This is a genomic window from Pelosinus propionicus DSM 13327 (assembly GCF_900114615.1).
GTDB lineage: Bacteria > Bacillota > Negativicutes > DSM-13327 > DSM-13327 > Pelosinus > Pelosinus propionicus.
This window is the reverse complement of sequence record NZ_FOTS01000001.1, coordinates 109,630-125,693: the sequence shown is the minus strand read 5'-3', so window position 1 is coordinate 125,693 and position 16,064 is coordinate 109,630. Positions and strand designations below refer to the sequence as shown.

The following is a 16,064-nucleotide window of genomic DNA, read 5'->3' as shown; positions in this document are numbered from 1 at the left end:
GTCCTCACCTCTTAATATAAAAAATGCCTTTACATTCTTTACTGTATATTATTTTCATTAATAATCTCAGCTAATACATCACCAAACATTTCCATGGCGCGCTGCGCTTCTTCTTTTGTATTCTCCTGACACCCTACTTCAAGCAATAAAGCACGTGGATGAAGATGCTGATTATATCGCCAATTTTCCATTTGAATTCCAAAAGAAAGACCTGGAAAACGCTGATTTAATTTAGCATCAATTAACTTAGCAAAAGCATGATTCTGCTGCCAATGAGGCTGAACTAAATCCTGCTGCCCTATGCAAACCAATATCTTAATTTTTGCAACTTCTATACCATTTACCATGGCAGTATGACTTTCTTTTTTGCCAGCGTCGCGATGTATGTCAAAATACATTTGAATCGATGGGTTCTCAGCTATCATTTTTCTTACTGTAACCTCTGAAGCGTCATAAGCCTTCATAAAGCTTGGATAATCATTAACAGTAGTATTTTGCAAAGTAGAAATACCATAAGTACCTAATTGCTTGGCGAGTGCTCCTCCTACATCTACAATATCACCTAACTGCCCTCCAGGTTTATGAGTAGCACCTGTATTAGGAACATAAGATTCTGCTGTATGTGTATAATAAAGACCAACCAGCGGTTTGCCACTTGGTATCGTTTCTTTTTTTTCAAATTTAGGAAAATTCGGCAAGGTCATAGCACTCACTGTTTGCGGTACAGATTTAACCTTTGTCAGCAAAGGCAACTCAACCTGTAATATAGAACGTATATCGGCAATATCCACGCCAATTAAAAGCCGTACTGTCTCTCTAAGCAGTTGCTGCACATTCTGCTCATTTTTAACAATTACGACTGGCTTAGGATCTGTAGTACGAATCAAACCAGGAATGCCTGAAAATAATATATCACGCCATTGAGGCAATCCAAATTCTCCTTGTTTCAAAGAACTATTTGCACTTACGGGGATAGCATCTTGAGATTTATTTAAACCTTGCCACATTACTACGCCTAAGAAAAGCATAGCAAGTATTGCAAATCCTATTTTTTTATGCCATAGATTTCTTGCCTGGTGTCGCGCACGCCTTGTTAACATCCTTTCCTCCCTTGACATCTGCACTAAGAAATAAAGCACAGGTTGTCACACTTTTTTGTTTACATACAATGTATATGCTTGGGAGGACAGGGATAGTACTGAAATACGTTAGAGATCAATAAGAGGAATAAAGCTTTTTTCCAGCAATGTTATATTTTATCAATGCAAATAAGCATGTATATTTTCATAATCAATATGGGGATGCATGGCTTGATTAATTCCTCCAGCGACGGCCACCGCAATATCGTCAATAAAACGATCTATCTCTTTGGGAGTTACCATCAAGTCACCTAATACCTCTGGCAACACTTGACGTACTATCGTTTGACGATCAGCATCAGATAAATTTTCCATGCTTTTAAAGTAGCGAGCAAATGGCGCATGTTCTTGCAAAGTATTAATCGTATCCATGGCAATGGTAGAAGCATGAACAACAGTCGGCACACCAATAGCAATTACAGGCACTCCTAAGGATTCTTGAGTTAAACCAAATCGTTTATTCCCTACACCAGAACCAGGACTAATACCTGTGTTGGCTAATTGTACGGTAGCAATCACTCTACGGCTGGAAGCTGCCGCTAGGGCATCAATAGCAATAACCAGATCTGGTTTTATTTTACTTACCAAACCCTGTACAATCTCTACAGTCTCCATACCAGTAATCCCTAAAACACCTGGTGCGATGGCACAAATTGACCGTACTCCTCCCTTGAGCTCAGGAGATAAGATTTCCTGCAAATGTCGTGTTACTACAATTTTGTCAATCGCCCGCGGACCTAAAGCATCAGGAGTAATATTACGATTTCCTAAACCAATTACTAAGACTGTTGCTTTTTTGGATAATTCCGCCATCCCTACCAACTCATCTGCTAATAGTTTCATTATTTTTTCTTGCAAAGGAGTATTCTTGTAACGGAGTCCCTGTGCTTCGATCGTGACATAAGTTCCTTGCTTCTTTCCCATGATCTTTTCCGCATCTGGTGTAGTAATGTCAACTTTAGTAAGAGTAACCTCCTCATCTTCTGACGTCTCCACTAAAACTCCTGGAATGTCTTCACTCACTTGTTTGGTCAATAATTCTCTTGCTTCTAATGCTAAATCAGTACGAGAAGTACCTGTAAATTGCTCCACTTTTATCCACTCCTTAATTCTAAAATCACATTTATTTTGCCCTAAAATGTTACTAGCTATGCAATTAACCCCCCCTTCAATAAAAGTATCTTCCTATAAATATGCAAACCATTGAAAAATTCCCAACTTATAGTTATAAAATATTATTTGTTACTTGCATTTTCCATAATCACATGCTAAGATACTATAGGTAACATGCTCTTTAAGGAGGTGAATCACTTGCCAAACATTAAGTCATCTGAACGTAGCGTAAAAACTGATGCTGAGCGACGTGCTAGAAACTTTGCGGTGAGATCAACCATTAGAACTGTATCTCGCAAAGTAGTTGAGTCTGTAAATGCTGGTAACACTGATGAAGCGAAAGCTCTTCTAATTAATGCTAGCAAAACTATTGACAAGGCAGCCAGCAAAGGTGTTGTTCATAAAAATGCCGCAGCTCGTAAAAAATCGAGATTAGCTCGTAAACTTAACGCTTTAGCTAATTAATTAAGATTAAAGCCTCTGTTCATTTTGCTATGTTCAGAGGCTTTTTACGTTATTATTTTGATAAAAGCAAAGGGCGAGGAATCTGGTGGTACACCAGATTCCTCGCCCTTTGCTTTTATCTGCACATTGTAATAATGATCTGCTCTAAAGCCAATTTATTAGCCCTACCAGATTTTAAATCATAGTCAGCGGCAGCTAAAGCCAACATAACTTCCTTTAATATCTCTGATGTAAAATTCTTACTTTGCTTCACCATTTTTTCACCAATAAAAGGTACCAAGCTAAGTCTTTCAGAGATTTCTCTAATGCCATATCCATCCTTTGACATCTCTTTAGCCTGCCACATCAAACGTACTTGCCTAGCTAATAAAGATACCAATTTAAGAGGATGTTCCCCTGACTTTAGCTGCTCTCCCATTAACTGCAACGCTCTACCCATTTGCTTTTGACTAACCGCATCAATCATTGAGAATATCGAAATTTCAGGTATACTCGACATTATCATAGTAAGATCTGATTGACTAATTTTAACTTTTCCATCTGTAAATAAAGCAGTTTTTTCTAATTCATTATGCAAAAAGCTCAAGGATATTTGAGGCATAATACTAACTACTCCTAGAAAATACTCCATAGCATCGCTATCCATTCTTTTGTTCAGTTCAGCCAATTTAGCCATAAGCCAGCCTCTTACATCCCTTGCCTTGATATTGGCTAGTTCTACAGTCTCTCCATGCTTCTCGATTAGTTTAAACAATTTACGCCGTTTATCTACCTTATCCGTAGTTGAAAGAATCAAATGCGTATAATCCGGCATATCGCTTATGACCTTAAATAAGCGTTCCTCCTCCTTATCACTGACTTCCACTTGCTCATTTCCACCATTTTTTCGTGGCCGGAGCAAAGCAGTGCCTCGGATATGAATCACATTTTTCCCCCCCATAAATGGAACTGTTTCAATTATGGCAATTAATTCATTTATAGCAGGGTCCTTATCTAAAGTAAGAAGATTCATGTCTATTTCCTCAGGTGCTAATACAGTAGTTATTACTGCCTGCTCCAGCTGCTTTATAAAATAAGTTTCTTCGCCGTATAATAGGTAAACAGATTTCACCTGTCCCTTTTTTAACTCTTGAATAACCTCTGCATACCCCATAAATACCTCCTGTTATCCTTCAATCGTTTAAAAACGTATCAACTGTTATTGTATCGCCGTCAGTTTGAAATACGATCGCACCCTGTTCATCTGTACGATACACTTTGCTTCCTTGGAATAATAAGCGATCGATGACCTCTTCATGAGGATGCCCAAAAGAATTATTTCTCCCTACAGAAATAACCGCATATTCCGGATTAACAGCTTGCAAGAATTTTACAGTAGAAGATGTTTTTGAACCGTGATGACCTACTTTTAAGACCGTACTCGAAAAAGCTCTACCACTGTGTATCATCTCATCTTCTCCTTGAGCTGGAAGATCTCCTGTAAATAAAAAACTATGTTTCCCATAACGCAACTGTATGACACTGGATACCTCATTGCTTGGTTGTTTTTGGCTCAGTCCTGTATCAGCATGCAGTACGTTAACAACTGCACCATCAATCTCTACTTTTTGTCCTTCATAAACCGCAATACGAACACTGTTAGGTGCTGCCTTTAATAGATTAAGCACGGCCCGGGTGTAGTTCTCACGAGACAACATAATATTTTTTATAGGTATCTCTCCAGCAACTCCTGCCGCTCCTCCAGCATGATCTTGATGACCATGAGTTAGAAAAAGATAATCAATTTTCAGTACGCCATAATGTTTTAAATACGGCATTAGAACTCTATAGCCAATATCAAAATCTGTACTTTCCCCGAGAGTACCTCCTGTATCCACTAAAATTGCCCGTCCATGGGGTGTTATGATGAGAGCCGCATCTCCCTGCCCTACATCAATAAAATGAACAGAAAGTGGCGCAGGATAAGCACAATATACTATAATGCAAAAAACAAGCATCAACACTGCTACAGCACTTCTTTGAGGCCATTTTTCCAGCGTATCCTTTAAGGATAACATATTTTTCGGTTTATACCCATATATCCAGCCTACTAAAATATAATATACTATGCTGCCAGCCAGTCCAATCGAAGGCACATACAACTTTGCCGCAGGCATGTCTGCAAGCCATTCTGCCAATTGTAAAACCAGGCTAATCATTAAACTACAAGTCACTAAACACGCTGCTCCTACAACACTAATGATCATGCTGCTAAAGGCACCAAGCAAGCCCAATATGACAATCCCTTCAATAATAGGTACAATGAATAGGTTTGCTATGAAGGAACTAAGAGAAAAGCTATTAAAATGCCATGCAAGAAAAGGTAACACACCTAATTGAGCAGCTATAGTAACAGCCAAAGGCCGAGCTAGGTAAAGAGGAATCGTGCTTTCCAAAATTTTCACAGTTTGAGCATTTAGAAACACTAAGCCTGCTGTTGCAGTAAAAGATAATTGAAAGCTTAAATCATAAATTAATGCTGGCTGATAAATAAGCATCCCTAACACCGATAAACATAATGCAACTGCAGCATCTTTTTCTCGATTAAAACATACCGCACCTAACCCAATCAACCCCATTATAAGAGAACGCAACACTGGGGGTGTTAATCCGCAAAACACGGCATATAGCGTAATAAAAATAGCTGCAAATAAAGGGATTAGCTGATCGGCAAAGGCGAAACGTCTAAATATTCCTTTACCTAATACAGTTATGAGCCCTACCACCAAAGCAATATGTGATCCGGATACGGACAAGATATGTACAATTCCTGTTGTAGCAAAATCAACCACCACATCACGAGGAATTCCGCCATAACCGCCAAACAGCATCCCTACAAGAATCGCCTTATGGCTCGGTGGCATTACACGTTCAATATTGCTTATTATCGCTATCCGCCATTTCTCCATAATTTCTTTCCAGAATGAGTGATTCTCACTAACTAAGTGTATCGCATTACCTGAAACAGACATGCGCCCTCTAATCCCCTGCAGATTTGCAGAGGCGACACTATCATATTGTCCTGGATTATTATAGCCATGTAAAGCAATAACTTCAGCAGTTACTCTAATCTTGTCTCCCGCTTTAAAAACCCGTTCCTGATTTGCTTGTCTAGCATACAGATACAATTTTCCAGATGCAGCTTCTTTTTTAGTATTTTTCGATTGTACTTCATCAATTGATAGAACATAGCTAACTCTACTTTTTTCTTGGGCTAAAGACGTCACATGGGCTGGTTCTTCAATCGTAGCATATACAGTTATCTTTTCCCCTGCATGACGACTGATATCGTTTATAGCCAAAGCATCTGCATGAATAAAGCGCAGCATACCAATTATAAAAAATAATACAGCCAGCAGCCAAGTCACTGACTGCTGTTTGTGAATTTTCCAAATCAAAATAACAGTAATAATAAAACCGCCAATATATAAAAAAGGTAACAAACACATAAAATAACTAGCACACCAAATACCAGCAGTAAAGGCTGCTGTAATCAAAATAATAATATTGGGCATATGACAATTACCCCTTCAATGATTACTTTACCTCTTAATAATCAAGACACCTTTATTCGTTATAAGCATATAGGTTTTTCACTAAAATACAAAAATCCTGCATGTATTGCAGGATTTTTGTATTGTTTCTTTTGTCGCGTCTTATATTTTTTTATAATTCAATAACGCTTTTTCAATTCTCGTTAATGCTTCAAGCAAGACACTTCTCTGCGTGGCTATATTAATACGGGCAAACCCTTCACCTTGCGTTCCGAAATTTCTGCCTGCATTTAATCCAACCTTCGCTGTGTGTATGAGAAACTTCTGCAGTTCTTTATCATTTGTAAAATATGCACGGAAATCTAACCATACTAAATAAGTACCTTCTGGTTTACTTACTTTCACTTCTGGCAATCTGGTTTGAATAAAATCAACTAATGTATCTGCATTTTTTTCAAGGTATATCAGCAATGCATCCAACCAATCTTCACCATCTCTGTAAGCAGCTTCAGTACCAATACCACCAAAAATATTATTACGGCTAATATGCAATTTGGTAATCCAATTTTGAATTAGACCACGTCTACGCTTACACGGAACAATGATAAAAGAAAAATTGAGTCCAGCCACATTGAAAGTCTTGCTAGCAGCCATAAAGGTAATACTTTGTTTACATACAGGTGTCCCTAATGAGGCAAACACAGTATGCTTGTGACCTTGAAATACTAAATCATTGTGTATCTCATCTGCCAATACGTCGACCCCATATTTTTGGCAAAGTTCATACACCTTTTCCAGTTCTTCCCGTTTCCACACACGACCAACTGGATTATGAGGACTGCATAATAAAAGCAATTTATTATTTGGATCTGCTAGTTTTTTCTCTAGGTCCTCAAAGTCGATTTCATAATGTCCATTCTTTAAAAGAAGGGGATTCTCAACTACCTTACGTTCATTATCTTTTATGGAAGCAAAAAATGGCGGGTACACAGGAGGCTGAATAATAATGCCATCCCCTGGTTCTGAAAGTGCAAAAATTGACAAACTTATCGATGGGACTACACCAGGAGCAAGTAGAATCCATTCTTCTTCAATTTCCCAGCCATGTCGTTTTTTCGCCCACTCGATTAAGGACTGATAAAGAGATTTCTCCTGGGTATTATACGCATAAATTGGATGGCTGGCACGATCTATTATCGCAGTGGATACTGCCTTGGGTGAAGAAAAATCCATATCGGCAATCCAAAGAGGCAGCACATCATTACTGCCAAATACATTCTCCAAAGCATCCCATTTTCGGCTGCCAGTTCCTTGGCGAGGTATTATTTTATCAAAATCAAATTGTATGCTACGATTTGTCATATTACCACATCCTCACTGAAAATTATGTTGTTCATCCACATATTTAAACAGCAATGATCACTGTCTTTTATTATATGGAATAATCCGAAGCAGGTAAAATTCGTTTTAAAAATTGCTTCGTTCGTCTTCTTTTGGATATTATTCTTTTGCCTGCAGTAATCTTTTATAGTACGATTGAGCCGTATATAAAGCGGCAACTGGGTTATGACCTGTAATCCGATCCTTTGTTACCAAAGTAGTAACCAGTGCATCTGAGTATTTTATAAATAAAGAATCATGTCCCACACACAAACCAACTACAACATTTAAATCCGTTTTATGATAATTTAAAATGCGAGCTTGCAATATAGGATTGCACATTGCTTCATGGCCACCAGGTCGTATTTTATGCTCTTCTAATATGCCAATTTCTGTTTTGTCGACAGAACCTACCTTGCAAATAGCACTATAGTAGTCAAAACCTTTGGCTGTAAGAATATTAGTAAAGATTTTTGATTCTTCTATCAAACCAGCACAAGTCGCAATACCAATTTTCTTAGCTCCGATGCGGTTGGCAAATTCAATAATTTCCTCTACCCTTGTTAATTTACCATAAAAAAGTCCTTCTACTTGAGCTGATGCTCTAGCAACAACTGCATCCTGTTCATCTCCCTGCAGGTAATTTTTAATTTCTTCAATATCATCTGCAATGGAATGCCCATCATTATCTTTAGTAGTTAAACAGAACCCCGGAAATTTCTTGTCCTGGCTTCTACAATTGTAAATACTGCAATCTGTACAACTCAAATTCTCTATATCTTTTTTTCTACTCATCTTTCTTCCCCCATTTTTACTTTTATCACAATAAAAAAGACTGAAGATGTCTCAAAGAGCCTCTCCAGTCTTCAGTGTGTCTGATCAACCAAGATAATAATGCATCTATCAAATTATCAACAACAATAACCTTTTCATCTTATTATACGCTTATAAATGTTGTTGTCAACCATAGTATTAAAAAATTATTACGGAAAAATACCTTCATTATTATAGCTACTAACTCATAAAAGACTTTTCAGATTTCATATGCCATCACCATACAGTCCTTCTAGCTCGTCAATACGCCTTTTTTCAGTCTTTTCAATTTGTCCCACTTGCCCATTATTCACATGAATGACCAATTGTCCGTATCGTATACTTTGTAAATCAGATAAAATTTTCATTTGCATAGGATGTTTTTTCGTTGTTTTTTCCTTTATTAAAAAACTGCTCTCTCTACTTTTAGCTGAGATCATAAACTTTTCAATTTTATCTATTTTAACAACAAATCCATCTTGTATCATTAAAATTAAGTGACCATATTGAACGTTTAATAAAAAATGCTCAATAATATCAAACACTTGAGACGGCAATGGTTTAATTGCCCCTCTTAAATTTGCCACATTATTCTTCGCATCGGAACAGGACTGCACTACAAAGACCTCCTTTCTTAATAAAAAACATAGTATAATTACCCTATTTCTTTTAAATTGAAATCGATTAATTTATCTTGTAATGAACTCCAAGAACGATTTGCGAACACGAGGGGAACCCCTTGGGATTTTGCCAGCTGTTTAATATTTTTTGCTGTAGTATGATTAATATAATCAATAAAAATAACAATTAAAGTTGTTGATAACGGAAACTTAAAGCGTTTTCGATCAGAAACATTTCTACCTGTAACATGATCAATTGCATGGATTCCTAACGTCTGCAATTTTTTCTCGATACTTCCTAAATGATCTGCGCCAACTAGCATAATTGACATTCTCTCACCTCCTTAAAATTAAAAAGGCTGGTTTCTTCGCTTTTACGAAAGAAGCCAGCCTCTGGTTATCCAGTCAGCTTAGTATATAAAAAAAGCTAAAAGAATCTCCGTTATAGAGATACTTTTAGCCTTCAGTTATCCTGATCAGCAATTATTATGTTTAAAACAGCATACCACAAGAATTAAACTACGTCAACATATTTTCAACCTATCCAGCATTAAAAGAATTATTACGTCTGGTATATAAACGATGTTCAATATGAAGGTATCTGTTTTATACTCATTATTGTTTTCAATATGCAGATAGACCTGACCACTAAAATTAGAGGTCAGAGGTTCTATCAAAAAAGATCTCTGACCTTTAATTTATTCGATCGCTTAGCAAATACAATCTTCTTTACGATCAATGCGTACTTAGGTTAGCTATTGAACCACATCTGGCACATCTTTGAGTTTAATAAAGCTTTTCTTTTGCAAGGCATCAGTATCGACGCCTTTATCTAGCATACCAACTTCTTGTAATTGTTTTGCAGTAATACCAAAAGCATCGTATGCTCCACTAACGGATGGAATGAAATTATATGTTTTTAATACGCTTGCATTAAATGCAGCATCACCCGCAACCCATTTCTTATCAACTTGAATTTTTGCAGCTTCATCTGGATTCTTTTGTATCCATGCACTTGCTTTTTGCATAGCACGAGTATATTTTGCAGCAATCTCAGGATGCTCGCTTGCTATATTGTCACGAACATAAGCGGAGCAGCAATATTGATCTTTATATGGCGCATCAACTGCAGAATCAACGATACTTTTTAAATCATACTCTTTTTGCGTAATAGAAGCCGTCGGATCATTCATTGCAAGTGCATCAACTGCTCCATTTTTCAAAGCAAGTGGTAAATCAGTAGCACTGAATACAATGAATTCCACTTCCATATTCTTTTCACTGACACCAACACCTGCATCTGCAAGGGCACGCTTCGCAAAAATGATCGGGCTACTGTTCATGCTAGGAACTCCGATTCGCTTGCCTCTTAAATCTGCAAGGGAATTAATGCCGGAATTTTTAGGAGCAAGCACCTTATCGCATCCTGTATGCAATCCGGAAGTAATTTTGATTGGCAATCCATTAGAAAGCGGCTGAACCAAGCTGGCAAGCAGTCCAAAGCCTGCTTCTGTCTTTCCTGCCGTAACAGCCTCAAAGGCTGTGCCTGGCGCTAGCTTCGTCACATCAACTTTCAAACCTTCTGCTTCAAAAAAGCCCTTCTCAATGGCCATATGCAACGGAGCCTCGCATAGGCTGCCACTATAACCAATCTTTAAAACGTAATCATCGCTTTTAACTGCTGCAGGTTTTTCTCCGCAACCTGTAAGTGTCAATACGATTGATATTACAGCGACTAAAATAATTGCAAGTTTCTTTTTCATTAACATATCTCCCTTATAAATAATAATTAGGCTCAGTTACAGTCCCTGTAAAATGTAAAATTTCCAGTATTTTCGAACGTAAGCTAAGAAACTCTGGATTGTTCCTCGCCCGCGGTCTTGCAAGCTGTACGTCAATACATCTTTCAATTTTGGCCGGTCTTGGTGTCATGACAATTACGCGGTCGGATAAATAGATCGCTTCATCTACATCATGGGTTACCATGATCATAGTCGTACCTCGCTCCTTCCAGATACGAATGAGTTCATCTTGCATGTTCATTCGCGTAAAAGCGTCAAGAGCTCCGAGAGGCTCATCCAGCAGAAGCACTTTAGGATGATTCACTAATGCCCGGGCAAGAGATGCTCTTTGTGCCATGCCACCAGAAAGTTGATGAGGATAGGACTTACTAAAATCTGATAATCCTACTAAATCAATAAACTTTTGAACTTCTGCATGATTTGTCTTGTATATGTTACGCGCCTTCAACCCAAATGCAACATTATCATAAACACTAAGCCAAGGAAAAAGCATAGGATCTTGAAACACTAATCCCCGTTCATAAGATGGCTTTTTTATTTCTTCATTATCGATATACAACTTGCCTTCATCAGCACCATTTAAACCGGCAATCAGACGAAGAAGTGTAGATTTCCCGCAGCCAGAAGGGCCAATAAGTGATACAAATTCTCCTGCCTCAATCCTAAGATCAATACCGCTTAAGGCAATAACCTCTTCTGCATTCTGTTGCTGGAAGCGTTTCACAACCCCCTCTACTTTAATTTTTCCTACCATTTTATGACTCCCTTCTGCCACACAAGCACATTATCTCGTACTTTAAACAGCAGTGTAATGAGAATCGAGAATGTAACAGCAATTATGATCAGTCCTGCGTAAACATTTGCATAAGCCATCATCTCCTTCTGCCAATTAATGTACCAGCCTATACCATTTTTAACACCTAACATTTCAGCTGTCATCAATGTAATAAAGGAAGCACAAGTTCCATTAAAAAGCCCGATAAACATATGAGGCATAGCGGCAGGAACACCAACCATAAATATTTGATAATACTTTCCCGCCCCCAGTGTACTTGATACTTCAAAATACGCATTACGAACATTAAAAATACCGCTGCTTGTCATAACTGTTGTCGGAAACCATACTGAAAGTGCAATCAAAAATGCACTGGCTGTAAATGTTGTTGGAAAGCTAATGAGTACCAGTGGAATCCATGCTGTTGCAGGAATTGGGCCCAATATACGTATTAGAGGACTAATCCAATAGTTTGCCGAGTTGCTGAATCCTACAGCTATGCCTGTAGCAAACCCACCAATTGCACCAAAGATATATCCTGTAAAAAGAAGCTTTCCTGAAGAACTAAGACACAAAGCAAGAAAATCCCGGTCTTCTACAATAATGCTTAATATTTTGTCAAGCGTCGGAAAGAATATCACAGGAAGAAGCCCAAGTTTCTTAGTCACTATATTGATTATATTTAGAAATAAAATTGTTACCGCAATAAATAACGATCTGTCCTCGATCCATTTCTTTACTTTTAGGTTAAAATAGGATAATAATGCAGAAATTGTAAAAACACCAAGCAAAACCACAAGTAAGTACATAAAATAAGGATGTTTTGCAGGCATATGTTTATCAATATTTCCCACTCCATAATCTACAAGAATTGCCAAAATTGCCGATAATGCCGGTAGCCAGGCATTTACTGTTTTCAATACAATCAACCTCCTTTTCTGATTTTATATACCCATTGCATAAAAGATACAATTCGAAATAATGAATAAATTCTTTGTCATCATCCTTTGTTCTTTAATGTAAAAAGACGACAAAAAAGACCAGAAATGTATAGAAACATCTCTGGTCTTCAGCTCAACTGATCAACCATAATCATTATTTTTTTAAGATATATAACTTTATATAGATATTACACCAGGATAAAATAGCTGTCAAGTATTTTCATTTAGAATACTCCTGAAAATTCTACACTATCTGGTTCATGCTGAAATTAACCTACTTATCAATTTATGATTCTTTCTTTTAATTTTTCAAATTTACTTGACCCTATCCCAGGAACATTCTTTAGCTCATCAATACTGTTAAAACTGCCAATTGTTTGGCGATATTCAATGATTCGCTCTGCTAGCGCAGGTCCCACACCCGGCAGTGTGTCTAGTTCACTTTTATCGGCATGATTAATATTGACTTTATTACCTACTTTCGTCTTAGCAGTGCCAGTTGCTGAATGCTCATTAGAAGCCGGAAGCTTATCCACTACATGTATATGCATACCGTCTTTAATACTCTGAGCCAAATTGGTTTTAGCCACATCAGCCTCAGCTGTAAGACCACCAGCCATCTCAACGATATCAAATACTCTAGCATTAGGAGATGCTTTAAATACACCTGGTTTATGAACAGCACCGCTTATATATACGAAGATCTCATCAGATTGTTCTGGCTGACGAGATTCATTTTTAACCGCAACGTCATCGGAAGATGCTACTTCGGCCACTGAGCTCTTTTGCCAAAAATTATAGAAACTGCCTGCTACAATCAATATCGCCAGGATCACAATAAATAACAACTTATTCCGTTGCTCAACCATCGATATCCCCCCCTATTGTAACTAGCCTATTCCTTCGACAAAAACATAGGTTTTCCTTTACAATAGGAATTATTTTCTTATATCATTATTGAATTTTTTCTAAATTAGGGTTTTCACAGACTGAACGGCCAATTTTAGAAAGATTGCACCATTGACTATTAATCTTTACACGAACAATATCCGCAGTAAAATCATTATTGGTTTCATCGGAATTTTCCAGTAAAGAAGAACCAACCCCGTAAATGTCCACAGGTACATCCATCTCTTCAAACTCTCTTATTTTCTTTGCATTAAATCCCCCCGTGACACAAATCTTGATTTGTTCACACCACTCTTTGGCAATTGCAGTTTCCTCTTCATTTAACCCCCACTCATGATAAACGCTGTCAATTGCTTCTCGCAAATTCCACACAAGTCTCGGTGATACTCCCATATCCTGTTGTTTGTTCCCCGTAGGAACAATGGATTTATCCCGCATATTTTTAGAGGTATCAGGACGTACCCCATACAGCTTATATTTTTCCGCTTCATCAAATTGACCTTTCTTATAATAAGCAAGGTAAGCAGCAAACATTTTTGTCATTACAGCTTTCGTTTCACCGACACAATCATTGTGAAAATCAACTAATACCAATCTGGAAACAATTTTGTCAAATATACGAGAATACTGCATCATAGTTTCAACAGTATCTCCTAAGAAACAACAAATTGTCGCGTGGGCAATGGTTCCTCCGCCTTCTCCGCCCCACCAAGTTCCCTGTTCATCTGTACTTACAAATCGAGAGTTTTTCTTACTATATTTTTGATTGTAAGCTTGAATCGCCAATGAATAGGCATATCCATGCAATGCTTGCATCTTATAGTGAGCAAATCGTGCAGGAAAAAACAAAATATCTTTAGATCTACTTGCAACTAACGTATTATATACATTTGTGGCAATCCGAGTTGGCTCAGCAATAACCCCTAAGATCACCGTCTCCAGATTCGCAAAATCCCGATAACGACCACGAATTCGAATGACGGGCTGCACACTTAATGGGTCGCCATCATACTCGACAAAAGTGCCATCCTGTACTGCTTCAACCTCTAATGTATCATAGGTATTTACAAACTTTCCTTCTTCATCAAAATAGCCAGTACACATTTTTATAATTGCTAACGCCTCATCTACTCCAGCAACTAAACTCCAAGGTCTTCTGCGAGTAAAAAATTGCATTTCAACTTCTACATCACCAACCTGCACCATAGAACAATCCACATCTTTAATATCACTATTGCCGGCAAACGTATACCCTTCCTTTGCCAATGCTTCTAATAAGATTACATTATTGCTAAAATATTTATCCGAATACCAGCCTCGCCGAATTTTATCCGCCTCAATTTTAAATATTTCTGCTGCTAATCTTTCATCATTAAATATAGCCATTTTTTTGCCCCTCTCTCACATTGAATAAAGATACAGATCTATCTATACTTACATCTATGAATATTTGCTTTTTTGGTAGTTCCTTATACAACCTATTCTTCTTCATCTTTCCATCGAGGATTAAATAGATATAACTTGGAAGGTCTAAACTGCTTACCCTCTGACAATAATGCTGTTTTTGTAAGCATTCTTTTAACTTTTTTCCGAAAATAAGCATCTGCCAATTCCCGACGATATAAAACCTCATACACTTTTTGCAGTTCCGTAAGTGTAAATAATTCTGGCATCAAGCTAAAAGCAATGTCTGTATACATTACTTTATTTTTTAATCTATCAAGAGCATACTGAATGACTTTAGCATGTTCAAAGGCTAAGCCATCTTTATTCTCAACATATGTGTTTTCTGTTTTTGAGATATGTCCCTCCACAGTATTTTTCACTATTACATGATCTTTTATGGTAATTTCATTATTTTCTATTGTAATTTCAAAAGTTTGCTCAAGGATATATCCATTTATCGTTGGATGCTTGTGCTTCCCAATCACATTACTGCGGACATTAAACCATCGTACATCTTCTGCCTCTTCACCTGATTTTACGGTAAACTTCTTTCGATCGACCAAGGCCATATAGGATGTGCTTATCACCCTTCTATGAAGGTTGGTGTAGACTCGCCCCCATGTATAAAGCTGCTCCATATATACATTCTCTAAGTTTGTTTCTTCTTTCAATTCCCTTACAGCAGCTTCATCAATGCTTTCTTCGTAATTAACAAACCCTCCTGGAAGAGACCATTTCCCCTCTTGTGATTCATTATCATTTACCTTTAATAGGTTCTTTTTCTTTTTTACCAATAGAATTTGCAATACCTTATCTGGCAGTCTCCTTGGATCTTTATCTTCACTATCAATAGCACTGAAAATAACCATGTCTACCGTATTTGATGAATGTATTTGATGATTACTGCCATCATCTTTAAAAAAACCATATTTCGATTCATTCATATCCTTAACCTCCCGCTAATTATCATATCCAATGGAAGTTAAGATCCCACCAGAATCATGTCTTCTTTGGAAAAAATAAGTAATTGACGGTTTATATTTAAGATATTCTTATATCATCATTTTGATATTATCATTTTGATATTATCTTATTAGCATTATTATACATGTCCTTGATTCTCTTGGC

The 16,064-nt window shown here is 37.3% G+C and carries 15 protein-coding genes; 1 reads left to right on the top strand and 14 read right to left on the bottom strand.

What is annotated here, in order from left to right:
* Positions 1–38: 38 nt before the first annotated feature.
* Both spoIIP and gpr read right to left on the bottom strand, forming a co-directional pair.
* Complete coding sequence (spoIIP, locus tag BMZ99_RS00585; RefSeq protein ID WP_090931916.1) at positions 39–1,100, bottom strand: stage II sporulation protein P; 1,062 nt, start codon at positions 1,098–1,100, stop codon at positions 39–41.
* 159 nt (positions 1,101–1,259) lie between these two features.
* Positions 1,260–2,231, bottom strand: coding sequence for a GPR endopeptidase (gene gpr / locus BMZ99_RS00580; protein WP_090931914.1), 972 nt, complete (start codon positions 2,229–2,231; stop codon positions 1,260–1,262).
* A gap of 219 nt (positions 2,232–2,450) precedes the next feature.
* Between gpr and rpsT the strand changes: the two genes are divergently transcribed.
* Complete coding sequence (gene rpsT, locus BMZ99_RS00575) at positions 2,451–2,717, top strand: 30S ribosomal protein S20 (RefSeq protein ID WP_090931912.1); 267 nt, start codon at positions 2,451–2,453, stop codon at positions 2,715–2,717.
* Positions 2,718–2,832: 115 nt separating this feature from the next.
* Here rpsT and holA read toward each other — a convergent pair whose 3' ends face one another.
* The 12 genes from holA to BMZ99_RS00515 all read right to left on the bottom strand — a co-directional run bounded on the left by holA (position 2,833) and on the right by BMZ99_RS00515 (position 15,880).
* Entirely contained in the window at positions 2,833–3,870 is a 1,038-nt protein-coding gene (gene holA / locus BMZ99_RS00570; protein WP_090931910.1) for a DNA polymerase III subunit delta, read from the bottom strand.
* 19 nt (positions 3,871–3,889) lie between these two features.
* Positions 3,890–6,271: a DNA internalization-related competence protein ComEC/Rec2 gene (locus tag BMZ99_RS00565; protein ID WP_090931908.1), complete on the bottom strand. Its 2,382-nt coding sequence runs from the start codon at positions 6,269–6,271 to the stop codon at positions 3,890–3,892.
* 141 nt (positions 6,272–6,412) lie between these two features.
* Positions 6,413–7,612 (bottom strand): MalY/PatB family protein, encoded by a 1,200-nt coding sequence (locus BMZ99_RS00560; RefSeq protein ID WP_090931906.1) that lies wholly within the window; start codon positions 7,610–7,612, stop codon positions 6,413–6,415.
* Between the two features lie 138 nt (positions 7,613–7,750).
* Positions 7,751–8,425, bottom strand: coding sequence for a DUF1847 domain-containing protein (locus BMZ99_RS00555; RefSeq protein ID WP_090931904.1), 675 nt, complete (start codon positions 8,423–8,425; stop codon positions 7,751–7,753).
* Positions 8,426–8,670: 245 nt separating this feature from the next.
* Positions 8,671–9,060: a YezD family protein gene (locus tag BMZ99_RS00550; RefSeq protein WP_090931902.1), complete on the bottom strand. Its 390-nt coding sequence runs from the start codon at positions 9,058–9,060 to the stop codon at positions 8,671–8,673.
* 38 nt (positions 9,061–9,098) lie between these two features.
* A complete protein-coding gene (locus tag BMZ99_RS00545) occupies positions 9,099–9,395 on the bottom strand; it encodes a DUF2325 domain-containing protein (RefSeq protein WP_090931900.1) in 297 nt (98 codons plus the stop codon).
* A gap of 423 nt (positions 9,396–9,818) precedes the next feature.
* The gene (locus BMZ99_RS00540; RefSeq protein WP_090931898.1) at positions 9,819–10,826 is read right to left on the bottom strand and encodes an ABC transporter substrate-binding protein; all 1,008 of its coding nucleotides are present in this window, start codon (positions 10,824–10,826) and stop codon (positions 9,819–9,821) included.
* A 13-nt stretch (positions 10,827–10,839) separates the two neighbouring features.
* Complete coding sequence (locus BMZ99_RS00535; protein WP_090931896.1) at positions 10,840–11,619, bottom strand: ABC transporter ATP-binding protein; 780 nt, start codon at positions 11,617–11,619, stop codon at positions 10,840–10,842.
* Positions 11,613–12,560 (bottom strand): ABC transporter permease, encoded by a 948-nt coding sequence (locus BMZ99_RS00530; protein ID WP_090931894.1) that lies wholly within the window; start codon positions 12,558–12,560, stop codon positions 11,613–11,615. Before BMZ99_RS00530 ends, BMZ99_RS00535 begins: the two co-directional genes overlap by 7 nt.
* Before the next feature lie 302 nt (positions 12,561–12,862).
* Positions 12,863–13,450 (bottom strand): helix-hairpin-helix domain-containing protein, encoded by a 588-nt coding sequence (locus BMZ99_RS00525; protein WP_090931892.1) that lies wholly within the window; start codon positions 13,448–13,450, stop codon positions 12,863–12,865.
* A gap of 85 nt (positions 13,451–13,535) precedes the next feature.
* On the bottom strand, positions 13,536–14,876 hold the full coding sequence (locus BMZ99_RS00520; RefSeq protein ID WP_090931890.1) for a nicotinate phosphoribosyltransferase: 1,341 nt from the start codon (positions 14,874–14,876) through the stop codon (positions 13,536–13,538).
* A 92-nt stretch (positions 14,877–14,968) separates the two neighbouring features.
* Entirely contained in the window at positions 14,969–15,880 is a 912-nt protein-coding gene (locus tag BMZ99_RS00515; RefSeq protein ID WP_090931888.1) for an NUDIX hydrolase, read from the bottom strand.
* Positions 15,881–16,064 lie beyond the last annotated feature (184 nt).